Origin of the sequence: Pseudomonas sp. ADPe (assembly GCF_014843515.1) — a bacterium.
Classification (GTDB): Bacteria; Pseudomonadota; Gammaproteobacteria; order Pseudomonadales; family Pseudomonadaceae; genus Pseudomonas; species Pseudomonas citronellolis.
Genome location: NZ_CP062122.1, coordinates 2,326,158 through 2,349,691, shown reverse-complemented (window position 1 = coordinate 2,349,691; position 23,534 = coordinate 2,326,158). Strand labels below are relative to the sequence as shown.

General features: G+C 65.7%; 18 protein-coding genes. 4 read left to right on the top strand and 14 right to left on the bottom strand.

Annotated elements, in window-relative coordinates:
* Positions 1-42: 42 nt before the first annotated feature.
* The 9 genes from phaZ to IG194_RS10710 all read right to left on the bottom strand — a co-directional run bounded on the left by phaZ (position 43) and on the right by IG194_RS10710 (position 10,243).
* Positions 43-1,053 (bottom strand): poly(3-hydroxyalkanoate) depolymerase, encoded by a 1,011-nt coding sequence (gene phaZ, locus IG194_RS10750; RefSeq protein WP_225617196.1) that lies wholly within the window; start codon positions 1,051-1,053, stop codon positions 43-45.
* Positions 1,050-2,729, bottom strand: a complete 1,680-nt coding sequence (phaC, locus tag IG194_RS10745; RefSeq protein WP_043319133.1) for a class II poly(R)-hydroxyalkanoic acid synthase — start codon at positions 2,727-2,729, stop codon at positions 1,050-1,052. Before phaC ends, phaZ begins: the two co-directional genes overlap by 4 nt.
* A gap of 396 nt (positions 2,730-3,125) precedes the next feature.
* Complete coding sequence (locus IG194_RS10740; RefSeq protein ID WP_009615423.1) at positions 3,126-3,497, bottom strand: gamma-butyrobetaine hydroxylase-like domain-containing protein; 372 nt, start codon at positions 3,495-3,497, stop codon at positions 3,126-3,128.
* 165 nt (positions 3,498-3,662) lie between these two features.
* Entirely contained in the window at positions 3,663-5,003 is a 1,341-nt protein-coding gene (hslU, locus tag IG194_RS10735) for an ATP-dependent protease ATPase subunit HslU (protein ID WP_043269440.1), read from the bottom strand.
* A gap of 29 nt (positions 5,004-5,032) precedes the next feature.
* Entirely contained in the window at positions 5,033-5,569 is a 537-nt protein-coding gene (gene hslV, locus IG194_RS10730; protein ID WP_024128800.1) for an ATP-dependent protease subunit HslV, read from the bottom strand.
* A 155-nt stretch (positions 5,570-5,724) separates the two neighbouring features.
* Complete coding sequence (locus IG194_RS10725; RefSeq protein WP_064987661.1) at positions 5,725-6,516, bottom strand: SPOR domain-containing protein; 792 nt, start codon at positions 6,514-6,516, stop codon at positions 5,725-5,727.
* Between the two features lie 6 nt (positions 6,517-6,522).
* Positions 6,523-8,262, bottom strand: coding sequence for an arginine--tRNA ligase (gene argS / locus IG194_RS10720; protein ID WP_058487675.1), 1,740 nt, complete (start codon positions 8,260-8,262; stop codon positions 6,523-6,525).
* A 350-nt stretch (positions 8,263-8,612) separates the two neighbouring features.
* The gene (locus IG194_RS10715; RefSeq protein WP_225617195.1) at positions 8,613-9,485 is read right to left on the bottom strand and encodes a hypothetical protein; all 873 of its coding nucleotides are present in this window, start codon (positions 9,483-9,485) and stop codon (positions 8,613-8,615) included.
* A 179-nt stretch (positions 9,486-9,664) separates the two neighbouring features.
* Positions 9,665-10,243 (bottom strand): hypothetical protein, encoded by a 579-nt coding sequence (locus IG194_RS10710; protein WP_153010614.1) that lies wholly within the window; start codon positions 10,241-10,243, stop codon positions 9,665-9,667.
* Between the two features lie 215 nt (positions 10,244-10,458).
* Between IG194_RS10710 and IG194_RS10705 the strand changes: the two genes are divergently transcribed.
* On the top strand, positions 10,459-11,439 hold the full coding sequence (locus IG194_RS10705; RefSeq protein WP_058487595.1) for an IS5-like element ISPst5 family transposase: 981 nt from the start codon (positions 10,459-10,461) through the stop codon (positions 11,437-11,439).
* Between the two features lie 134 nt (positions 11,440-11,573).
* On the opposite strand, the gene IG194_RS10700 is transcribed toward IG194_RS10705, so the two are convergent.
* The 5 genes from IG194_RS10700 to IG194_RS10680 all read right to left on the bottom strand — a co-directional run bounded on the left by IG194_RS10700 (position 11,574) and on the right by IG194_RS10680 (position 20,727).
* Positions 11,574-14,681 carry a hypothetical protein gene (locus IG194_RS10700; protein ID WP_058487673.1) on the bottom strand — a complete coding sequence of 1,036 codons (3,108 nt, stop codon included), beginning with the start codon at positions 14,679-14,681 and terminating at the stop codon, positions 11,574-11,576.
* Positions 14,678-15,463, bottom strand: coding sequence for a DUF4123 domain-containing protein (locus IG194_RS10695; RefSeq protein WP_058487672.1), 786 nt, complete (start codon positions 15,461-15,463; stop codon positions 14,678-14,680). The genes IG194_RS10700 and IG194_RS10695 overlap by 4 nt, the downstream gene beginning before the upstream one ends.
* Positions 15,460-17,544: a type VI secretion system tip protein TssI/VgrG gene (gene tssI / locus IG194_RS10690; RefSeq protein ID WP_192353648.1), complete on the bottom strand. Its 2,085-nt coding sequence runs from the start codon at positions 17,542-17,544 to the stop codon at positions 15,460-15,462. Before tssI ends, IG194_RS10695 begins: the two co-directional genes overlap by 4 nt.
* Before the next feature lie 115 nt (positions 17,545-17,659).
* Positions 17,660-18,178, bottom strand: a complete 519-nt coding sequence (locus IG194_RS10685; protein ID WP_043269424.1) for an Hcp family type VI secretion system effector — start codon at positions 18,176-18,178, stop codon at positions 17,660-17,662.
* A gap of 329 nt (positions 18,179-18,507) precedes the next feature.
* Positions 18,508-20,727: a primosomal protein N' gene (locus tag IG194_RS10680; protein WP_058487671.1), complete on the bottom strand. Its 2,220-nt coding sequence runs from the start codon at positions 20,725-20,727 to the stop codon at positions 18,508-18,510.
* A 220-nt stretch (positions 20,728-20,947) separates the two neighbouring features.
* On the opposite strand from IG194_RS10680, the gene rpmE reads away from it, so the two are divergent.
* From rpmE to IG194_RS10665, 3 genes are read left to right on the top strand one after another with little or no spacing between them, the layout of a single operon-like run.
* Entirely contained in the window at positions 20,948-21,163 is a 216-nt protein-coding gene (rpmE, locus tag IG194_RS10675; RefSeq protein ID WP_009615432.1) for a 50S ribosomal protein L31, read from the top strand.
* Between the two features lie 23 nt (positions 21,164-21,186).
* The gene (locus tag IG194_RS10670) at positions 21,187-21,993 is read left to right on the top strand and encodes a thermonuclease family protein (protein WP_058487670.1); all 807 of its coding nucleotides are present in this window, start codon (positions 21,187-21,189) and stop codon (positions 21,991-21,993) included.
* Positions 21,990-23,441, top strand: a complete 1,452-nt coding sequence (locus tag IG194_RS10665) for a M48 family metalloprotease (protein WP_058487669.1) — start codon at positions 21,990-21,992, stop codon at positions 23,439-23,441. Before IG194_RS10670 ends, IG194_RS10665 begins: the two co-directional genes overlap by 4 nt.
* Positions 23,442-23,534: the final 93 nt, after the last annotated feature.

Here is a 23,534-nt window from a genome sequence, read left to right as displayed (position 1 = left end):
GATGAACGTGCACTGTTACGAGGCGATGATCGAGGCCGGGGGTCAGCCGGCCTTGGGGGCGAACGGGCGCGGGTGCATGACCGCGCGCTGCCGTTCCTCGGCGAGGAACTTCATGATGATCGGCGCCACCGTCTCGGCGCGGGTCACCAGGAACAGGTGGCCGTCGTCGATCACGTGCAGCTCCGCGTTGGGGATACGCCAGGCCAGCAGGCGCATGTTCACCAGCGGGATGATCGGGTCGTCGTCGCCGGCCAGCACCAGGGTCGGCTGCTGGATGCGGTGCAGCCAGTGGATGCTGGTCCAGCCCAGCCCGGCGAACAGCTGCCAGTAGTAGCCCAGCTTGCCCGAGGAGCGCACCTTGGCGGCGAAGGCCATGGCCAGCCGGGGATCGCGGCGGAAGGCCCCGCCGTAGATGTCCGGGGCGATGTGCGCGCCATAGGACGGCTGGATGTAGCGCCGCGGGCTGGCCATGCGCCAGAGCACCTTGGGCTTGCCCGGGACCATCACCGCCCCGGCGGCGGTGGCCGCCAGGATCAGCTTCTTGCAGCGCTCGGGGTAGTCATGGGCGAACTGCTGGGCCAGGGCGCCGCCCCAGGACACGCCGATGGCGGTGACCTGCCCGTAGTCCAGGTAGTCGAGCATGCGCGCGGCCAGCTTGGCCAGGCCGGGGAAGCGGTAGGGCGTGCTCGGCGTGGACGAGCCGCCGACGCCGGGCACGTCGAAGGCGATCACCTCCAGGTCCGGGTCCAGCGCGGCGACGAAGGGGAACACCAGCTCCAGGTTGGCGCCGATGCCGTTGAAGATCAGCAGCGGCGTCATGTGCCCCTTGCCCGGGCGCACGGCGGTGCGGATGGTCTGCCCGTCGAGGTCGATGGTGCGGAACACGAAGGGCTGCGGGGCGAGCACGCGCGCCCGCGTCTCGGCCGGCTGCTGTGGCTCGGCCGCCTTGGCGGCGGGGCGCGCCTTGCGCTGGCGCGCGGCCTGCGGCGCCGGCTCGGGCTGGGCCGGCGCGTCCTGCTGCGCGGTGGCGTCGGGTAGGTTTTCTGTCTTCATCGTTCGTGTACGTAGGTGCCGGGGGATGCTTCGCCAGCCGGGTGGGCCTTGTTGCCCAGGGCGGTCGGCGCCTTTTTCAGCTTGCCCGCGCGCTCGGCCAGCCACTGTTGCCAGTGCAGCCACCAGGAGTCGGCGTGCTTGCTCGAGTTTTCCTGCCAGGTCTTCGGATCGACGGACAGGTCCGGGCCGGTCATGAAGCGGGCCTTGGGGTTGCCCGGCGGGTTGAGGATGCTCTGGATGTGCCCGCTGTTGGAAAGGATGAACTCGCACTTGCCGCCGAGCAGGCGCGCCGAGCGGTAGCAGGCTTCCCAGGGGGTGATGTGGTCGCTGAGGCCGGCCACGCAGTAGAAGTCGCAGGTGACCTGCCTGAGGTCGATGGGCGTGCCGCCCACTTCCAGGGCGCCGGGGCGTGTCAGCGGGTTGCTCTTGAACATCTCCACCAGCTCGCCGTGCAGCGCGGCCGGCAGGCGCGTGGTGTCGTTGTTCCAGAACAGGATGTCGAAGGCCGGCGGCTCGTTGCCCAGCAGGTAGTTGTTGACCCAGTAGTTCCAGATCAGGTCGTTGGGGCGCATCCAGGCGAACACCTTGGCCATGTCCTTGCCCTCCAGCACGCCGGACTGGTAGGAGCGGCGCTTGGCGGCTTCCAGGGTCTTCTCGTCGGCGAACAGGGCGACGGTGGTGTCCAGCTCGAAGTCCAGCACGCTGACCATCTGGGTGAAGGCGTGCACCTTCTCCTCGCCCAGGGCCGCGTAGTGGCCGAGCAGGGTGACGGTGGTGATGCCGCCGGAGCAGGCGCCGAGCATGTTCAGGTCCTTGCTGCCGGTGATGGCCAGGACCACGTCGATGGCTTCCTTGAGCGCCTCGATGTAGGTGGTCAGGCCCCATTCGCGCTGGGCCTTGGTCGGGTTGCGCCAGCTGACGATGAAGGTCTGCACCTGGTTGCGCAGGCAGAAGCGCGCCAGGCTCTTCTCCGGCGAAAGGTCGAAGACGTAGAACTTGTTGATCTGCGGCGGCACCACCAGCAGCGGGCGCTCGTGCACGCTCTCGGTGATCGGCCGGTACTGGATCAGCTCCAGCACGTCGTTGCGGAACACCACCGCGCCTTCGGTCAGGGCCAGGTTCTTGCCCACCTCGAAGGCGTCCATGTTGACCTGGCTGGGCATGCCGCCGTTGTTCACCAGGTCCTTGGCCAGGTGGCTGAGGCCGTCGAGCAGGCTCTTGCCGCCGGTCTCGAAGAAGCGCTTGACCGCGGCCGGGTTGCTCAGGGTGTTGGTCGGCGCCATGGCTTCGGTCATGAGGTTGATGACGAACTGGCCGCGGTTGATGTCCTGGGGCGACAGGTCGCTGTTGCCGATCCACTGCTGCAGCTCCTTGCGCCAGGCCAGGTAGGTCTGCAGGTAGCGGCGGTACAGCGGGTTCTGGCTCCAGGCCGGGTCGTTGAAGCGGCGGTCGTCGTCGGCCGGGCGCAGCTGCGAGGTACCGAGCAGGACATTCTTCAGCTCCAGGCCGAAATGGCCGACGTGCTTGACGCTGTGGAAAGGCTGCCGGAGGGCCTGCAGCAGCACCATGCGGGCAGTGGACAACAAATCCTTGCCGCGAATGCCTATCACCGGGTTGAGGTTCAGGGTGTTTTCCGCGGCTTGCTGGGGCAGATCGTTGTTCTTCTTTTCGGTCATCGGCGACGCTCCATTGTCCTGAGACGAATACTGGCGGGGCTGCACCTAGGTGACGGGCCAAGTACTGCTCGGGTTAGCGGAACGTGGAGCAGGCTCCACGCAGGTCAACACTTGGCGGCATCGCTGGGGTCCTGGGCCCGCGTCTGCAACGGCGTTGCACTGACTTGGTTACCCGAGATTCCCCCGCCGCGCAAGCTGGTGCAGCGTGGTTCCCTGCGCTCGAGTATGTCGCGAAAGATTAGAAAACGCGCCCTAGAGCGCTCGCTCGTCCGCGGCTCGAACACGGGGAACACGCGGTTTCCAGTGTGCAGGGCGAATGTTGCAAATGACGTGCCCTGATCGGGGGCAGGAGGATGGCGAGGCGCCGGCGCCGGGTAAACCGGCGCAAAGGTGGGTTCAGAGCATCAGCCGGACCACCGACTCGTCGGGGTCGCGGGACTTGCCGGCGGCGGCCAGCTCGGCGAGGTATTCGGCCCACAGCTGGTCCTTGCGGGTGCACAGCTGGTAGAGGTAGTCCCAGCTGTACAGGCCGCTGTCGTGGCCGTCGTCGAAGGTCAGCTTGAGCGCGTACTGCCCGGCCGGCTCCAGGCCGATGAGGGCGACGTTCAGCTTGCCGACCTGCAGCACCGGGTTGCCATGGCCCTGCACCTCGGCCGAGGGCGAGTGCACGCGCAGGAACTCGGCGGAGAGGTCATAGGACTGCTCGCCGTACTTCAGCGTGAGGGTGCGCGAGGCCTTGTGCAGCTGGATGGCGGTGGGGATGTGCATGGGAAACTCCGACTAAAGGCTGCTCTTCGTAGGATGGGTTGAGCTTGCGAAACCCATGCGGTTGCGGTGATGGGTATCGCTGCGCTCAACGCCATCCTACGACGGTGAGGGGCATCGGCTTTTCGCTCTTGCCTATAGCTTCCAGCCTATAGCCTCCAGCGGCTGTTAAAGAATATACCGCGACAGATCCTCGTCCTGCGCCAGCTCGCCCAGGTGGCCGTTGACGTAGGCGGCGTCGATCACGATCGGCTTGTCGCTGTGCTCGCTGGCCAGGTCCGCGGCGTCGAAGGAGACTTCCTCCAGCAGGCGTTCCAGCAGCGTGTGCAGGCGGCGGGCGCCGATGTTCTCGGTCTTCTCGTTGACCTGCCAGGCGATCTCCGCCAGGCGCTGGATGCCGTCGTCGGCGAAGGCGATGTCTAGGCCCTCGGTCTTGAGCAACGCGGTGTACTGCTCGGTGAGCGAGGCGTGCGGCTCGCGCAGGATGCGCTTGAAGTCGTCCGGGCTCAGGGCCTTGAGCTCGACGCGGATCGGCAGGCGGCCCTGCAGCTCCGGCACCAGGTCGCTGGGCTTGGACAGGTGGAAGGCGCCCGAGGCGATGAACAGGATGTGGTCGGTCTTGACCATGCCCAGCTTGGTGTTGACGGTGCAGCCCTCAATCAGCGGCAGCAGGTCGCGCTGCACGCCCTCGCGGGAGACGTCGGCGCCACCTACGTTGCCGCGCTTGGCGATCTTGTCGATCTCGTCGATGAAGACGATGCCGTTCTGTTCCACGGCTTCCAGGGCGCGGGCCTTGAGGTCTTCCTCGTTGACCAGGCGCTGGGCCTCCTCGTCGCGGATCAGCTTCATGGCCTCGGCGACCTTCAGCTTGCGCGTCTTGCGCTTGCCCTTGCCCATGTTGGAGAACAGGTTCTGCAACTGGTTGGTCATCTCCTCCATGCCGGGCGGCGCCATGATTTCCACGCCGGCCGGGACGTCGGCCACTTCGATGTCGATCTCCTTGTCGTCCAGCTGGCCTTCGCGCAGGCGCTTGCGGAACAGCTGGCGGGTGTTGGAGTCCTCGCGGGCCGGCTCGTCGCCGAAGCCGCCGGTGCGCGCCGGCGGCAGCAGGGCGTCGAGGATGCGTTCCTCGGCGGCGTCCTCGGCGCGGTACTTGACCTTCTGCACTTCCTGCTCGCGGAGCATCTTGATGGCGGCGTCGGCCAGGTCGCGGATGATCGACTCGACGTCGCGGCCAACGTAGCCGACCTCGGTGAACTTGGTCGCTTCCACCTTGATGAACGGGGCGTTGGCCAGCTTGGCCAGGCGCCGGGCGATCTCGGTCTTGCCGACGCCGGTGGGGCCGATCATCAGGATGTTCTTCGGCGTCACCTCGGCGCGCAGCTCGGCCGGCAGCTGCATGCGCCGCCAGCGGTTGCGCAGGGCGATGGCCACGGCGCGCTTGGCGTCGTCCTGGCCGATGATGTGGCGGTTGAGTTCGTGGACGATCTCGCGGGGAGTCATGGACATTTGTTCGGCTACTCCGGAGCGACAGGGCCTCAGACGGCGCTGTCGAGCTCCTCGATGGTGAGGTTCTGGTTGGTGAACACGCAAATGGAGCCGGCGATGTTCAGCGCCGTTTCGGCGATCTCGCGGGCGGACATGGCGTCATCGGCCTTCTGCAGCAGGGCCATGGCCGCGGCCTGGGCGAAGCCGCCGCCGGAGCCCATGGCGATCAGGCCGTGCTCGGGTTCGACCACGTCGCCGTTGCCGGTGATGATCAGCGAGGCGTCCTTGTTGGCCACCGCCAGCATGGCTTCCAGGCGGCTCAGGGAGCGGTCGGTGCGCCAGTCCTTGGCCAGCTCGACGGCGGCGCGGACCAGGTGCCCCTGGTGCTTTTCAAGCTGCTGCTCGAAGCGTTCGAAGAGGGTGAAGGCGTCGGCGGTGGCGCCGGCGAAACCGGCCAGCACCTGGCCGTGGTAGAGGCGGCGGACCTTCTTCGCGTTGCCTTTCATGACGGTGTTGCCAAGGGAAACCTGGCCGTCGCCGCCCATGACGACTTTGCCGTTGCGGCGGACAGAAACGATAGTGGTCAAGGGGGAGTTCTCCACACAGCGGGGCATTGGTGCCCGAATGCGGAGTCATATGGGGATGAAGGACGCGGCCTTCAAGGCAGGGCGACGGACGTGCCTTGAAGGCTGCGTTCTGCGGGCGCCGCGCGAGCCCGCCCAAGGCGGGCCCGCGCGGGGCTTCAGCGGGTCTGGCGCTGCTGTAACAGCAGGTTGCTGAAGCCGTTGGCCGACAGTTGTTTCTGCGCCGCGGAAACCTGCGAGCGGTCGCTGAACGGGCCGACCATCACCCGGTACCAGGTCTCGTCGCGCACCGCGCCGGATTCCACCCGCGCGCTCTGGCCGAGGAGAATCACCTGGGCGCGCACGCGGTCGGCGTCGGCCTGCTTGCGGAACGAACCGGCCTGCAGGAAGAACTGGGTGGCGGCGACCGCCGGCGGGGCGATCGGCTTGCTCGCCGGGGCCGTGGCCGGCGGCGTGGCCTTGGCCTGGACGGCCGGCTGCTGCGCCGTCGCCGGTTGCTGCGGCGGCGTGGCCGGCTTGACCACCGCCGGCGGCGGCGGAACCTGGCCGTTGAGCGCGGCCTGGGCGCGGGCGGCGTCGATCTTCGCCGCTTCCTCCGGGGTGCTGACCACCGTCGGCGTCTGCGGCTTCTCCGGCACGGCTTCCGGCGGCACCACCACTTCCGAGCCCGGCAGCAGGGTGTAGAAGTCGTACTTGGGCTTCACCGCGATGGCCGCCGGCGGCTGCGCCGGCGTGGCCGGCTTGGCGCCCTGGGCGATGCCCGGCTTCTGCTGCTCGGGCTTCTCCCGGCGCACGTCGTTGCGGCCCGGTTCCAGCTTCGTCAGGAACATGATGAAGCCGCCGATGGCAAGGCCTGCGACCAGCCACACCCAGCCGGGGACCGAGGTCTTCTTGGCCGGGGCCTGGTAGCGGCTGGCGCCGCGCTTGGGAGCGGGTTTCTTCTTGGCCATGGAGGGTTACATGCGTTCCAGGGTTTCCAGGCCCAGCAGTTCCAGGCCCTGCTTGAGGGTGCGGCCCGTCAGTGCGGCCAGTTTCAGGCGGCTTTCCTGCTGCTCCGGGGTCTGCGCGGCGAGGATCGGGCAGTGCTCGTAGAAGCTGGAGAACAGCCCGGCCAGTTCGTACAGGTAGGCGCAGAGGATGTGCGGCACGCCCTTGAGCGCGACATTGTTGAGCAGGTCGCCGAACTGCGCCAGCTGGGCGGCCAGGGCCTGCTCCTGCGGGGCTTCCAGGACGATCTTGCCGCCGACTTCGTCATAGCCCTTGCCCAGCTTGCGGAAGATGCTGGCCACGCGGGTGTAGGCGTAGAGCAGGTAGGGCGCGGTGTTGCCCTCGAAGCTGAGCATCTGCTCGAAGTTGAAGCTGTAGTCGCTGGTGCGGTGCTTCGACAGGTCGGCGTACTTCACCGCGCCGATGCCCACGGCATGGGCGATGTGGCGCAGTTCGTCCTCGCCCAGCTCGGGGTTCTTGGCCTTGACCAGGGTGTAGGCGCGTTCCTCGGCCTCGTCGAGCAGGTCGATCAGCTTCACGGTGCCGCCGTCGCGGGTCTTGAACGGCTTGCCGTCGGCGCCGTTCATGGTGCCGAAGCCCATGTGCTCCAGGTCCATGCCGGCCGGGACGAAGCCGGCGCGGCGCGCCACCTCGAACACCTGCTGGAAGTGCAGGGCCTGGCGCTGGTCGACGAAGTACAGCACGCGGTCGCAGTGCAGCACCTTGTTGCGGTAGCGCATCGCCGCCAGGTCGGTGGTGGCGTACAGGTAGCCGCCGCCGGCCTTCTGCACGATCACCGGCAGCGGGTTGCCTTCGGCGTTCTTGAACTCGTCGAGGAACACGCACAGGGCGCCGTCGTCCTCGGTCAGCAGGCCCTTGGCCTTGAGTTCGTCGACCACGTTGGCGAGGTCGTCGTTGTAGGCGCTCTCGCCCTTGACGTCGGCCATGGTCAGCTTCACGCCGAGCTGGTCGTAGACCTTCTGGCAGTGCGACAGGGAGATTTCGTTGAAGCGCGTCCACAGGCGCAGGCACTCGGCGTCGCCGGCCTGCAGCTTGACCACCAGTTCGCGGGCGCGGTCGGCGAACTCGGGGGACTCGTCGAAACGCTTCTTGGCGGCGCGGTAGAAGACTTCCAGGTCGTGCAGCTCGGCCTGGGCGTCCACCGGCTGTTCTTCCAGGTAGGCCAGCAGCATGCCGAACTGGGTGCCCCAGTCGCCCACGTGGTTCTGGCGGATCACGGTGTCGCCGAGGAACTCCAGCACCCGGGCCACGGCGTCGCCGATGATGGTCGAGCGCAGGTGGCCGACGTGCATCTCCTTGGCCAGGTTCGGCGAGGACATGTCGATGGCCACGCGCTGCGCCGGGCCGGCCTTGCGCACGCCCAGGCGGTCGTCGCCCAGGGCGGCGTCGAGGCTCGCGGCCAGCCAGGCCTGGTCCTGGAAGAAGTTGAGGAAGCCGGGGCCGGCGATCTCCACCTTGGCCACCTGCGGGTTGGCCGGCAGCGCGGCGACCAGCTTGGTGGCCAGGTCACGCGGCTTCAGGCCGGCGGGCTTGGCCAGCATCATGGCGATGTTGCTGGCGTAGTCGCCGTGGCTGCGGTCCTTGGTGGTCTCGACCTGGATGTCCGGGCTCAGCCCGGCCGGCAGGGTGCCGTCCTCGACGAGGCTGGCGAGGGCGTGCTGGATCAGCTGGCGGATGGTGTCTTTCATGGCGTTTCTCCGTGCGCGCGCGCGACTCGGGGCGCTCGACCGCATATCTGGCTCAGAACCGCGCATTATCGGTGCCTGAAGGGCGCAGCAGCAAGCCGTAAGCTTAAAGCTACAAGCAAAAACACTTCCGTACCTTGATTTCTGCCAGGGTGGGAGAGGGCGGTGGGGCGTATACCCTACTGCGGCTATGGCGTATCGGGTCGTGATTACCACTTAAAGAGCGCGCTGTAGTGCCTTGGCGAGCTGTCTTGTCAGGAGCGCCGGTGCTTCCTGGTATGAGCGGGCTTTCATTGAGGCTCTGAATATAACGGCCTCTTTCTTATATTGATGGCACCGTAAACCACTATTTCCTAATCCAGATATTCGACATGCCGAGCCATCAGGTTGGGACGCGAGAAGGTGTCGATGGCTTCTATTTTTACTGCCATCTCACGGCAACGGGCTTTGAAGGTCTCATCGTCCATGTCGATCCAATAGCGAGGGTTACGGCCGGTTTTGCGGTCATGCTCGGCAGTGACCGGATCGTTGGCGCGGTACTCTTCCAGCGCTGGTGTGTCGGGCAGAGGACGGCTGGTATCCATGTAGTTCTGAAGCAGATCCCAGAGTGCGCAAACCTCTTGGGGGGGCTGATCCGCGCCGAGTAGCGCACCGACCTTTACGCGAATGTCGCGATAGCGATGCATCAGGAATAGCACATTGAGCGGTGCGCCCTGGCGGTCTGGACTGGTGTGAATATAGGCGTCGAATTCATAGAAGGGAGCGCTGATTTCGCCAATCACGCCGGTCTTTTTGAAGGACGTATAGTCATACAGCGTGACGAAGCCTGTACGTCGGTTCAAATCCCAGTATGGGCCTTTGGGAGGGCGGAACCAAAGTCTAGGGAAGAAATTAGAAACTATATTGCCAATTATCCAGAATAGAGCGGGTGGGGCGACAAATATCAAGATGATATTTTGGTATGATAGTAGCAGGTCAACCCAGTTCTGTTTTCCTGAAATTAATTCAATGAAATAAATTAATGCAATTAAGGGAAGTAATATGAAGAAGCTAAATCTGCCTATGGGGCCAATAAAAAGCCAAAATTGAGAGTTAAATGGAAGTCTGGACATTCTGAGGTTTTCATGGTCATACCGTTGATGTAATTCCATTCCGTCAAAGGATGTTGCTTGGTAGGTACCGTTGGCCAGTTGCTCAGACTTTTCCTGAGCATTCTGTTCATGCATGCGCATAGTGCTGGGCGATAAAAATCCCAGAAGGTTGGAAGGGATGACGTCCTGCGTACTTCCCCAAGGCAGGCGTGTGCATGAAAATCTCTGGTACAAACCTCTCGCCTGTGAGGCCGGCTGGTCTGGAATCCGGTCCTGACGATAGCTGGTGGGTGAGTAGTATTCCTGGCTTATCATTAATTGCTTGCCTGATTGGTTTGCTCATCCGCCCAGAATGGACGGCCTGTAGTTCCGAAGTCCGCCTTGGCATATTCCGGACCATAATTCGTTGCCGCTTTGATACCTGGTGTGGGGAATATCCGGGTTTGCCCACCGCCTTGGAGAATGAACTGTGCCCGCACTGCCCAGCGCTGATTTAAAAACTGTTCAGGCTTGGCTAGCGGTTGCACTACATGGGTAGCTGGTGTCTGGAAATATAGTTCCAACGCGTCGGGAAAAAGCCGCTGGGCCAGTGGTGCTTGGGCTGGCTCGCGAGTCGCCGGTAAGGTCTGTGTATAGGCTGGTTCACCTTTTACGTTGACAGTGTGCACTGGGCGTAATCGACATTCTGTCCGAATGGCGACGTTGCCCAGGTTCGCCAGTAAACCGGGCAGGGCACTTTCCAGGCGGATCAACGTATTGGCCTGGCGAACGTTGAAGGGAATCGGCTCATTCATGTCCAGTTTGGCTGCGGCTTCGAAGCCGGGATTGGGTTGGATGGTAATGCGAATATTGGCGAGTACGCCCACCAGACGGTAGAACGCTTCGTCAGGCATAAGCAGATGGGCACTTGTCGAGCCACGCCCTTCACCAAAGGGCCCGTTACTTAGCCAGTCCTGCAAGGGGGAGGAGGACAGTATATAAACCAGCCCTGCTCCAATCCCGACCAGCAGCAGGCAGAGCCACCCTGCCGGAGTAAGACTTAAGGATGGTCTGAAAAAGACTTCCCGAATCTGGTGAAATACGCCGATCCCGTTGCCCGAGTTTCCCGATGAAGCAAATGACCTTCGCCGACGCCGAGTACGCCGGCAAGCGCAAGCAGACCCGCAAAGAGTTGTTCCTGATCGAGATGGATCAGGTGGTGCCGTGGAAGGGTTTGATTGCCCTGATCGAGCCGCACTACCCCAAGGGTGAAGGTGGTCGTCCGGCGTATCAGCTGATGGCGATGCTGCGCGTACATTTGATGCAGAACTGGTTCGGCTACAGCGATCCAGCGATGGAGGAGGCGCTGTACGAGACCACAATCTTGCGCCAGTTTGCCGGGCTGAACCTAGAGCGTATTCCCGACGAAACCACCATCCTCAATTTCCGTCGCCTGCTGGAGAAGCACGAGTTGGCGGCCGGGATTCTGGCGGTGATCAATGGTTACCTGGGCAATCGGGGCCTGTCGCTGCGCCAGGGCACCATCGTCGATGCCACGCTGATCCATGCGCCGAGTTCGACCAAGAACAAGGACGGTAAGCGTGACCCGGAAATGCACCAGACCAAGAAGGGCAATCAGTATTACTTCGGCATGAAGGCCCACATCGGCGCGGATGCCGAGTCTGGCCTGGTGCACAGCGTGGTGGGGACGGCAGCCAACGTTGCTGACGTTACCCAGGTCGACAAACTGCTGCATGGAAAGGAAAACATGGTCGGCGCCGACGCGGGTTACACTGGCGTAGAGAAACGCCCGGAACATGAAGGCCGGGAGGTGATCTGGCAGATTGCGGCCCGCCGCAGTACGTACAAGAAGCTGAGTAAGCGCAGTGCGCTGTACAAAGCCAAGCGCAAGATCGAGAAATCCAAGGCCCAGGTGCGCGCCAAAGTCGAGCACCCGTTCCGGGTGATCAAGCGCCAATTCGGCTACGTGAAGACACGCTTCCGTGGCCTGGCGAAGAACACCGCGCAGTTGGTGACACTGTTCGCGCTGTCGAACCTGTGGATGGCGCGCCGACATTTGCTGACGAATGCAGGAGAGGTGCGTCTGTAATGCGGGAAATGGCCGGCGCGAGGTGCTCGCGCCGGCTATAAATCCGGAAATAGGGGATGATTTGATCGTTTTTTAGCCGAATCACCGTTTTGAAATCGGCAAGGGCTGGAGTCAGCCAGAAATACCTGACTACTTCAGACCATCCTTAAGAATGTGGCACTGCCGGCTAGCCAGCCTGCTGCCGTACCGATCAACGCACCACTCGCGATCAGTAGGTAGCCATACATGGCCTGATCGTGCCATTGCCAAGCGTACCAAGCGTCGTAAAGGCTTACTCCGCAGAACACCATCCCTGCAAGGGATTGCAGAACCAGCCGTCCTGCGATGCTCTCTACTATCGAGATACCTAATTTCCCCATGGCTTTTGCGATTACCAGTGGAACCCGGAACAAAGTCTTGCGTGTTATAGCCAAAGAAGACTGGTTGCCAACTAACTTGATCGTCAGTGCCTCCAGCGCAACCAGTAAATCCAGTCCTGCGCTTACGATCCCCGAACGAGCCCGAGCTGCACCTTTCTCTCGATCGTTCTGATCCCACGCGTTCCACTCCGCCCTCACATTCCACATCTCCAGCATCAACACCGCTACCGAAAACGGTGTGGAGTTGAGTATGCGATAGGCCCGCGCATTCTTCTGCTCTTGCAATGCCCCCACCACCTCGCTCAGCGCGGCGCCGCGTACCTGTGCCTCCCGGGCAGCAACCTCGGCGGCGGCGTCGGCGGCCTGGGCCGCGGTGAGGCGCTTGTTCATCTCGCCGACCAGGCGCGCGGTCGAGTGGTTGCGGGGGATGGCGATGACCCAATGATCGCCTTTCACGATGTCGTCGCCCCGGATGCGCTGGCGGTCGGTGCTGCCCAGCACCTTGCCTTGCGGGCTGAGGTATTCGCCATAGTAGCGGGTGGCCGTGCGCGGCCGGGTCGGCAGGTCTTCCATGCCGAACAGGTAATGAGTGGTCCTGTCGAATTGGTTGCGTCGCACGAACACGGCGTAGCCGAAAGTGCCCGGCAGCATGCTGCGCAGTTGCTGCAGCCCGGGGCCATGCAGGCCAAGGGTGATCGGCCGGCCTTGCCGGCCAAGCTGCCGCCGCGTCTGGGCGAGGCGGGCGTCGGCGCTCTTGGCGGCCTGCTGGGTGGCATTGGCGTTGACGCTGGCCTGGCTGGACAGCTGGCGCGCGTTGTCCAGCGCGTCCTGGGCGACTTCCACCGCCCCTTGCAAGGTGTCGAAAACGCTCATCAGCGCGCCGTTGAGGTTTTTGCCGCTGAGCGTCAGGAAGCTGTCCAGGCTGGCGCCGGCGAGCAAGGCGCCGAGCAGTGTTTCATCGAGGGTGAGCCAGTTGTCGGCGGGCGGGACCACGGCGTTTTCCAGCTTCGCCAGTTCTTCTCCACGGAATTGCCCGGTTCCCGGATTGGGCGCGACGGGCTTGGGGTCGTGCGCCTTGCAGAGCCGGGGCTCGTCCACGTCGGGCCAGAGCAGGCGATGCAGGGGGGACCGGGTGTCTTGCTGGAGCTTTGCGAGGAATTCCTGCCCCTCGCTGACGCGCGGGCTGGTGGGGCTGCCGTTACCCGTGGCGTCGTTGAGATCGCCAGTCGGCGCGAGGGGGTCGACCTGTGCAGGATTCAGCGCCAGACAGGCCAGGGTGCGCGCCGTGGCATGCAGCGCGCCCAGGTACTGGAATCCCTCCAGGCTCAGGTGATCGGCCAGCGTGGCGACGCTACGCGTCTGTTCCAGCGCTTTACGCAGCAGGTTCTGCGCGGACATGAAGCCTTGCCACGCCTCGATGCGCTCGAGTACCGCGGTATTGCGATTGATGTCGTACAACCCCTGGCGGCTGAGCTTGTCGATCTCCTTGTGCAGTGGATTGGGCTTGCCTTGCAGGGTGCGGGCGACAACCAGCTGTTGCACCAGCAATGCGCTGCCATGGTTGGGCTGCGTGGCGGCGTGGCGGGCACAGACCTGCAGCAGCTGACGATGATTGTCTATGCGGCTTTCCAGGTGGCGCATGCGATACCGCGCATCGTCCAGAAGCACGCCGCAGAGCTGCCGTGGGCGTACCTGCGCCAATACGTCCGTCGCTCCCGGCTGCGCTTGCCAGACATCTTCCTCCGGCGGCGCCGCTTCCCCCGCCGGCGGTTGCGCCGTTTTCAGGCTTCTCGACAGGGCATCGGCGACGGCGCTCAGTTCCAGCAGGTGAGTCGGGCTGGTCTTTTCTCCCAGCATGCCCTGGTTGAGGAAGGCCATCGCCCGTCGGTATTCCTGATCGGGAAACTGGCCGCTGAGGTCGCAGAGGTAGCGGGCGGGGTGCTCCAGCAGATATTCGAAGATCTGTGCGCGGGCGCGCTGGGGGGCGACCAGCGAAAGCGGGAAGGCGCGGTGGTCCAGGTTCAAGCGCGCGACCTGCGCCGGCACGCTGGTGGATACGGAAACACTGTCGCGGGCGTCGAACTGCGAGAAATGCTCGAGCATGGCGGCGCCATCCGGCTTGCCCCGATAGAGGTCCTTGAAGACGCGCGAGCTTGCCTGCAGCCGGAACGACTGGCAGCGTCGGGCCAGTTCGTCGGGATGGCGTTCGAGGAAGTTCAGGCGCGCGGCTCCCAGCTGTATCTCCGAGTAGCAGAGGCGCAGGTCCGAGACGTCCCGGTCGTTCCATCGGGCCGGTAGCCAGATATCTTCCAGCCCCTGCCCCGTGGCCTGGCGTACCTCGGGTTTGAAGCCCTGGCCGGTGCGGTAGCGCGCGACATCGATGTCATGGAAGAGCGTCTTGTCGCTATCGGTGCGAATCTCCAGCTCGCGCCACAACTTGTCTCGATAGAAGACATAGAGGTAACCGGGGCGGCACAGCACGGGCGCACCGAGGTCGTAAGGGCTCTTGGCGCCCCTCAGGGCGGTGAGGGGTAGCACGGGGACGACCTGGTTCCACTGCGCGTCAGCTTGCCTGGGGGTCACCCGCAGGTCGTCGCATAGCGGCACCCGGATGGGGTTCCCTTTCTGCGAGGCGATTTCCAGCCAGAGATGGCGCTTGGGTTGCCCGCTCCAGTCCCACACGTGCAGAACGCTGCTGCACAGTTCGTCGGCGAGGTTCTCCGGCTTGTCCTGCTTGGTGAGCCACTCCTGCTGCTGGCTATCCTTGTCATCGTAAATCACCAGTTTCTGGCTGGCCGGATGTTCCTTGCCGATAACCTGAACGATGAGTTTGCCGGTCTCGCACGCCGGGCCTGCGCCCAGTTTGCCGATCGATGCGGTCATATATGCTCTTCCTTGTTCATGCTGCCTTGCCGTAGGTGCTCTTCCAGGTAGGCCAGGCGCTCGTCTGCGGTATTTCCGGAGAGTTCCGCGGGCGCCTTCTGGCCGTAATAGGCGACACGAAGATCGAGGTAGCGCAACAAGGGCTCGGCTTCATCGAAACCGGAGAGCAGCCCCTCGCCGAAGTATTGCCAGGCCTCGGCGAAGGAGATTGCGGCTGAGCCCAGCCACTGGAAGACGAAGTGCTCTTGCTGCTGGTGCAGCAAGGCGCTCTCCTGCTCGGTGCCCAGGCTCGCTGGCAGCGGCTCGCGAGGCGCTGCCCATTGCTCGAAGCGCGGGTTGTCCAGGCTCTTCCAGCCTTCCTGCCCGGCGTATTTTTCGCGCCAGGTCCCGCCATGCCAGCGGAGCTTTGCTATCGGCCCCATCCAGCGGGGTCGCTCGTCGAGGTCGTCGGAAAAGAAGTAGCTTGCGGTGCGTGGGTTCCAATAGCGCAGCACGCCTTTGCGCAGGCCGCCGTCGAAATGCACGACGAGGAGCCACCGGAGGTGTTCGAGAAGGGCGCGTTCATCGGCCGGACTGTGGATCAACAAGCCCGGCCAGTGTTCGGGCGCTTCCTCCATCGCCGCCAGCAATGCCTGCCCGGCGGGCATCCACAGCGGGCTTTGCTCGACGTAGGGCGATAGTTCGGTCCGAAGGAATAGCAAACATGGGGTACCAGTTTCTCCGAGTGCCGCCAGGCGCTGTAGCAAGTCATCGGAGCGCTCCAATAGAACGGAGGTCGTCATAGTCGGTTCGTCTCCTTCATGGCCTTGCGGCATGGGCAATCGCTGAGTGGACATTGCAGTGGAGTGCCGCCCTTGGGCTTCTGGCACAGTTCCACAAGAGGCATTTCCGACTTGAGGCGATGCAGCAGCACCGCACCGGGAACGCTCTGGTCTGGCGCCTGGAGCTCGCCTGGCAGTAACGGCGCCGCAGGCGTTCCCGTGCCCGGGCTGCCGCCACTGTTGAGCTTGACGTCGGCACCGCTGAGGGTGACGCCGCTGGGGTCGAGCTTGACGAAGCTGCCGCCGGCCTTGAGCGTCAGTTCCTGGCCCGCGTCGATCGTCACCTTCTCGCCGGCGTAGTAGTGGATCTCGTTGCCGGCCTCGATGAACTGGCCACTGCCGAGCTTCAGGTGCTGGTCGTTGCCCACCGTCAGGTGGTCGTCGGCGCGCACCTCGACCTTGCGGTCGCCATGGGTGGTGCGGTGTTCCTCGGCTTTGAACTCGCTGTAGGCGTTGGCCTCCACCGTGTCGTGGCGTTCGTGGCCGACGCGGATCTTCTGGTCGTGCTCGATGTTCTCGTCCCAGTCGCGCTGGGCATGCAGGTAGATCTGTTCCTGGCCCTTGCGGTCCTCGATGCGCAGTTCGTTGTAGCCACCGCCGCCGGGGCTGGAGAGTGTCTTGAACAGGCTGCGGGTCTTGTTCGCCGGCAGCTCGTAGGCCGGCAGGTGCTCGGCGTGGTACAGGCAGCCGCTGACCAGCGGCTGGTCCGGGTCGCCCTCGAGGAAGGTCACCAGCACTTCCATGCCGATGCGCGGGATGGCGATGGCGCCGTACTGCTTGCCAGCCCAACTGGAGGCCACGCGCAGCCAGCAGCTGGTCTTGTCGTCAGCCTGGCCCTCGCGGTCCCAGTGGAACTGCACCTTGACCCTGCCGTAGCGGTCGCAGTGGATTTCCTCGCCCTTTGGCCCCGTCACCACGGCGGTCTGGCTGCCTAGCACGCGCGGCTTGGGATGCGCCAGCGGCGGGCGGTAGGGCACGTCCCAGGGCGTGGCGAGGAAGCGGTTGCGGTAGCCCTGCTGGAAGTCGTCCTTGCCGTCGCGGGCGTCGCTGGTGACCGACTCTTCCAGCACCTGCGGCTGCTTGCCTTCGTGCCGCACTTCGGTGAGCAGCCAGAGGTCGTTCCACTCGCCGCGCGGGTGCTCGCGCAGGGGCAGGAAATGGCCGCTGCGCAGGCTCGGCTGGTCGCTGCGGCCCTCGGCCTGGCGGTAGTCGGCGCGGTGCCTTTCCAGGCTGCGCTGGCTCAGCAGCTTGCCGCGCTCGCGGTCGGTGAAGCGACCGGGGTAATCGTAGTCCTCGAGGTCCGGGCGACTGTCGCTGCGCGCCGTGCTTTCCAGTTGCAGCCTGGGCTTCTCGAAGTCGTAGTCGCGGCGGCTGACGCGGGCGGTACGGGTATCCAGACGCTGGCCGAAGCGCTTGATCACCGACAGGTCGGCGACCAGGCCGGAGTCCTGCTGGTAGGCCACCGGCGCCAGCTTGGGGAAGGCCGTCTGGTCGTCGCCGAACACCAGCAGGTGCCCGTCGGGGCTGTGCTCGAAGTGGTAGTGGAGGCCTTCCTCTTCGCACAGGCGCTGGACGAAGTGCAGGTCGCTCTCGTCGTACTGGGTACAGTAGTCGCGCGGCGGGTAGACGGTGGGGCCGAGCTGGAAGCGCTGGGCGTCGGCGAGGATGCCGTGCTCCTCCAGTACCCGGGTGATGATCTGCGGCACCGTCAGCTGCTGGAAAATGCGCTGGTTATGCCGATGCGCGAGGTAGGCCAGGCGCGGCACCAGGCTCACCTGGTAGCGGGTCAGGCGCTTGCCGGATTCGCCCTGGGCCACCCGGTGCAACTGGCCATGGATGCCGTGGCCCTGCCCCAGGTCCAGGTAGGCGCCCTTGTGCAGCAGGCTTTCCAGGTCCAGGTCGGGACGTTCGCTGACCAGTTCGATGTCGAAGCGGTAGGGCTGGTTCAGGGCTTCGCGGCCATGGAATTCGAGCACCTGCAGGTCGCTGTCGAGGCCGTCGATATTCAGGCTGAAATGGGGCTGGTTGGCCGGGGCGAACATCCTATGTTCCTCTGCGCGGAGGGCCTGCCCGGCAGTTGCCGCAGCGCCGGCTCAGGCCTGGAAAGACACATCGGCCGGAAACCCGGCCGATGTGAACAGCACGTGTCGCGACCGATCAGGAAGCGATCGGGGTGCGCCAGTCGTCGGAGCCGGAGGTACCGGAAACCTCATGGGTCCAGACGATCTTGCGGTAGGTGAAGTAGACGTCTTCCAGGTGGGTGAAATGCGCCATGTTCGGGTCCTGGCAGTTCGGCATGCGCGACTGCACGTCGACGATCACCGCGTCTTCCAGTTCGATGGTGAAGTAGTGCTCCTGGGTGCCGGTGGAGGAGGTGCGGTACCACTCCAGGCGGCACTTGTTCAGGCGCTCGCCGGAGGTCAGGGCGTTGAAGATCAGCGGCGAGGACTTGTCGAAGACCTTGGTGATCATCAGCGGCTTGTGCACGCGCTGGCCGGTCGGCTGGCCGGACTGCGGGTCGCGCGGGATGATGACCTGGTGGTTGAACGCCTGGACCAGGACCTGGTCTTCGTGGCCTTCCTGGAAGATGTTGCCGACCGAGTCCTCGGTGAAGGTGCCGGCGGTGATCAGGCCCTGTTTGGTGCCTTCGAGGGACAGGTATGCGGGTGTTGGCATGAAAGCTCTCCTTGCCGTGTGAGTTGATGGCCCCGGGGTTCACGACCCTGTGGGAGCCCTGGCAACACAATTTGCGTGCCAGCAACCCTGCAGCGCCCGCCTTGTGGGGGCTGCAGCAAACCTGCAGCTGTTGTCCGAAGGCGCTACAGGGACTTTCTGCGCAACTTCTTGCGCGCTGCTGTGCAAGAACTTGCCATTCCCTTGCAGGCATCGTGAACAAAGGCTTCCAGCGATCTATCCACAACCCTGCGCAAGATAGGCCGTGCAAGAAGTTGCGCACCCCGCAAGCCCCTCGCGTCCATGGAGCTTTTCAGCTTGTAGCCGCCTTTCTAGAACAAATCGATCGGATCGACGTCCAGCGACCAGCGCACCTGGCGCCCGCCGGGCATGCTTTCGAGGATCGGCAGCCAGCAGGACAGCAGGCGGTGCAGCGGCACGCGGGCGCTGCTCATCAGCAGCAGCTGGGCGCGGAAGCGGCCGGCGCGGCGTTCCATGGGCGCCGGCACCGGGCCGAGCAGCTCGACGTCGCTGCCCAGTTGCGCCTGCAGGCGCTCGGCCTCGGCGCAGGCTTCTTCGAGGAAGCCTTCGGCCTGGCCCGGCTTGTGCGCCTCGGCGCGCAGCAGGGCCAGGTGGCAGAAAGGCGGCAGGCCGGCGGCGCGGCGCTCGGCCAGGGCCTGGTCGGCGAAGGCGAAGTAGCCCTGCTCGGTGAGTTGCACCAGCAGCGGGTGGTCGGCCAGGTGCGTCTGGATCAGCACCCGGCCGGGCTCCTCGGCGCGCCCGGCGCGGCCGGCGACCTGGACGATCTGCTGGGCCATGCGCTCGCTGGCGCGGAAGTCGGCGGAGAACAGCCCGCCGTCGGCGTCGAGGATGGCCACCAGGGTGACGCGCGGGAAGTGGTGGCCCTTGGCGAGCATCTGGGTGCCCACCAGGATGCACGGCTCGCCCTTGTTGATGGTGGCGAACAGGTCGCGCATGGCGTGCTTGCGCGAGGTGCTGTCGCGGTCGATGCGCAGCACCGGGTAGTCGGGGAAGAGGATGCGCAGGCGCTCCTCGGCGCGCTCGGTGCCGGCGCCGACCGGGCGCAGGTCCAGTTGGCCGCACTTGGGGCACTGGCGCGGTGGGCGCTCGCGGTGGTCGCAGTGGTGGCAGCGCAGCTCGCCGGAGCCCTGGTGCAGCGTCATGCGCGCGTCGCAGCGCGGGCACTGGCTGATCCAGCCGCAGTCGTGGCACAGCAGAGTCGGGGCGAAGCCGCGGCGGTTCAGGTACACCAGCACTTGCTGGCCGGCGCCGAGGGTTTCGCCGATGGCCCGTTGCAGCGGCATCGACAGGCCGGCGTCCAGTGGCAGGCTCTTCACGTCCAGGCGCTGGAACTTCGGCGCCTGGGCGCCGCCGGCGCGCTGCGTCAGGCGCAGCAGGCCGTAGCGGCCGCTGGCGGCGTTGTGCAGGCTTTCCAGCGAGGGCGTGGCCGAGCCGAGCAGGATCGGCACCTTCTCCAGGCGCGCGCGCACCAGGGCCAGGTCGCGGGCGTGGTAGCGCAGGCCTTCCTGCTGTTTATAGGAGGCGTCGTGCTCCTCGTCGATGATGATCAGCCCGGGGTTCTTCAGCGGGGTGAACAGCGCCGAGCGGGTGCCGATGACGATGTCCGCCTCGCCGTCGCGGGCGGCCAGCCAGGCGTCCAGGCGCTCGCGGTCGGTCAGCGCCGAGTGCAGCAGGGCGATGCGCGCGTTGAAGCGGCGCTCGAAGCGGCTCAGCGTCTGCGGGCCTAGGTTGATCTCCGGAATCAGCACCAGCGCCTGCTTGCCGGCCTCCAGCACCTGGTGGATCAGTTGCAGGTAGACCTCGGTCTTGCCGCTGCCGGTGACGCCGGCCAGCAGGTAGCTGTGGAAGGCGCCGAAGCCGGCGCGCACCGCTTCGCAGGCGGCGCGCTGCTCGGCGTTGAGCGGCAGCTCGGCCTGGGCCAGCCAGCCGCCGTGGTGTTCCGCCGGCACGTGGCGGCGGCTCTCCAGCGTGGCCAGGCCCTTTTCCACCAGCAGGTCGAGGCTGTCCTTGTTGATGCCCAACTGGCTCAGCAGTTCATGGAGCACGCCGTGGGGGTGCTGCTGCAGCGTCTGCAGGGCCTGGCGCTGGCGCGGCGCGCGGGCCAGGCGCGGGTCGTCCAGGCGCGCGCCGGGGACGGCGAGCCAGAAGCGCTGCACCCGCGCCTCGGCTGGCTCGCCCTGGCGCAGCAGGTTGGGCAGCGCCCAGGACAGGGTGTCGCCGAGGCTGTGCTGGTAGTACTGCGCGGTCCAGCGGCACAGCTCCAGCAGGTGCGCCGGCATCGGCGGCTCGCGGTCGAGCACGGCCAGCGCCGGGCGCAGCTTGTCCTCGGGCACTTGCGAGCTGTCCGCCAGCTCCACCAGCACGCCGACGATCTCGCGGCGGCCGAAGGGCACGCGCAGGCGCACGCCGGGCTGCAGGCGGCTGGGGTCGAGCCCGCGCGGCGGCAGGTAGTCGAACAGGCGGCGCAGCGGCGAGGGCAGGGCGAGGCGCAGGATGCTGGGTCGGGGCACGCTGTGGGCTTTCCGGGGCGTGGTGAGGCGGCGATCTTAGCACGGGCCGCGGCGACGGTCGGTCGGCACCCCGACTTGCGCTGGACAAAGTCTCTGGTATGATCCACGCCCTTAATTTGCGTGCGGTGCCCGGTAAAAGATCCCGCCCGCGGTCCTCGAAGGCCGTGGCTCGGCTTCTGCCAGAGACTGGGTGGCGGCACACCAACCAGAGGAAGACATCATGAAACCGGAAATCCATCCCGCGTACGAAGAAATCGAAGCCACCTGCAGCTGCGGCAACGTGATCAAGACCCGTTCGACCCTGTGCAAAGGCATCCACCTGGACGTCTGCTCCGAGTGCCACCCGTTCTACACCGGCAAGCAGAAAGTCGTGGACACCGGCGGCCGTATCGATCGCTTCAACCAGCGCTTCGCCATGTTCGGCGGCAAGAAGTAAGAGCGATTTCCGGAAAAGCCCCGATGGCCTTTCCCGATCTGCTGAAAAAGGCGCCCCTGCGGGGCGCCTTTTTTGTGCTCGCGATTTGCCTGGGCGCACCGGCCCTGGCGGCGTCCTGCCCGGCGCCCAGCGGCGCCGGCACGGTGCGCGTGGCGCGGGTGGTGGATGGCGACACCCTGAAGCTGGCCGATGGCCGCAACGTGCGCCTGATCGGCGTCAACGCCCCGGAACTGGCCCACGGCGGGCGCAGCACCGAGCCCTTCGCCGAGGCCGCGCGGCAACGCCTGCAGGCGCTGGTGGCGGCCAACGACGGCGAATTAGGGTTGCAGCTCGGACGCCAGGGCAAGGACCATTACGGCCGCACCCTGGCGCACCTGTACGACCGCCAGGGGCGCAACATCGAGGCGCAACTGCTGGCCGAGGGCCTGGGCTACCTGGTGGCGGTGGCGCCCAACACCGAGCTGACCGCCTGCCAGCAGGCCGCCGAGCGTGAGGCGCGCAAGGCCGGTCGCGGCCTGTGGAAACGCCCGCCGGTGCAGGACGCGCAAAGCCTGCGCCAGAGCGGCTTCGTCATCGTCCGCGGGCGCGTCGCCCAGGTGCAGCGCAACCGCGGTGGCCTGTGGCTGGAGATGGACGGTTCGCTGGTCCTGCGGATCGAGCCTAAGCTGTTGAAAGCGTTCGATAAGCGCACGCTGGAGGCGTTGCCCGGGCGCACCCTGGAAGCGCGCGGCTGGGTGATCGACCGCGCCGCGCGCGGCGCCGTGAAACCGGGGCAGGCACGCTGGATGCTGCCCATCACCGACCCGGCCATGCTGGAGCTGCTGCCATGACCAAGACAAGGATGCTGTTGCTCACCTGCCTGTTCACGCTGAGCAGCGTGCTGGGCGGCTGCGCGGTCAACCCCGCCACCGGCGAGACCGACTTCGTCACCATGAGCGAGCAGGACGAGCTGGCCCTCGGCCGCCAGGCCAGCCAGGAGGTGGCCAAGCAGTACCCGCGCTACGCCGACGAGAAGCTCCAGGCCTACGTGCAGCAGGTGGGCGAGCGCGTCGCCCGGGTCGGCGACCGGCCCACCCTGCAGTACCGCTTCACCGTGGTCGACAGCCCCGACATCAACGCCTTCGCCCTGCCCGGCGGCTACATCTATATCCACCGCGGGCTGATGGCCTACCTCAATTCCGAAGCCGAGCTGGCCGCGGTGCTGGGCCACGAGATCGGCCACGTCACCGCCCGCCACAGCGTGCGCCAGCAGAGCCAGGCCAGCGCCTGGAACGTGCTCGGCGCGGCCGTGGCCATCGGCACCGGCGTCAGCGCCGCCGGCGACCTCACCAACGTCCTCGGCACCGCCGTGGTGCGCGGCTATGGCCGCGACATGGAGCTGCAGGCAGACGGCCTGGGCGCCAAGTACCTGGCCCGCGCCGGCTACGACCCCAAGGCGATGATCCAGGTGGTGCGGGTGCTGAAGAACCAGGAGGACTACGCCCGCCAGGTCGCCCAGGCCAAGGGCGAGGCGGTGCAGCCGGTGGGCTACCACGGGCTGTTCGACACCCATCCGGACAACGACCGGCGCCTGCAGGAGGTGCTGGGCCCGGCCCAGGCCCTGGCCGGCGGCCAGCAGGAGGTCGGCCGCGACCGCTACCTGAAGGCCATCGACGGCATGCCCTTCGGCGATTCCGCCGAGTCCGGCATCCGCCGCGGGCAAAGCTTCTACCACGGCGAGCTGGGCTTCACCCTCAGCTATCCCAGGGGCTGGGGCATGCTCAACCAGCCCACCGCGCTGATCGGCTACCCCGAGGACCAGCAGGCCTACATCGGCATGAAGCTGGTGCCGCGCGACGGCCAGCTGAGCCCGCTGGAATACCTGCGCAAGGGCGCCGGCGGCCGCCTGGCCGACGAGCAGGAGCTGAACCAGGCCGGCCTGAAGGGCGCCGCCGCGGTGATCCCCGGTTCGCCCGCGCGGCGCGTGGCGGTGGTCTACAAGGACCAGGGTGCCTACCTGTTCGTGGGTGTGGTCAAAGGCCGCGCCTCGCTGGAAAGCCGCGACGCCGAGTTCCTCTCGGTGATCCGCAGTTTCCGCCCGCTGCGCGCCGACGAACGGAAGCTGGCCGAGCCGCGGCGCCTGCAACTGGTCCAGGCGAAGGCCGGGCAAAGCCTGGAACAGCTGGCAAAGGGCGGAAACGAGCCGGAATCTGACGCGATTTCTCGTATACGATTACTCAACGATTTGTATCCAACTGGTCAGCCAAAACCCGGGGAATGGTTGAAAATCGTGCGTTAGCAGCATTGACACCGCGCCCCTGAAGCTATCTTGGCAGGCGCTTTCTTCCCGCGTATGCTCGGTCGCCCGTCTGTCCAACAAGCAATAAAGCGG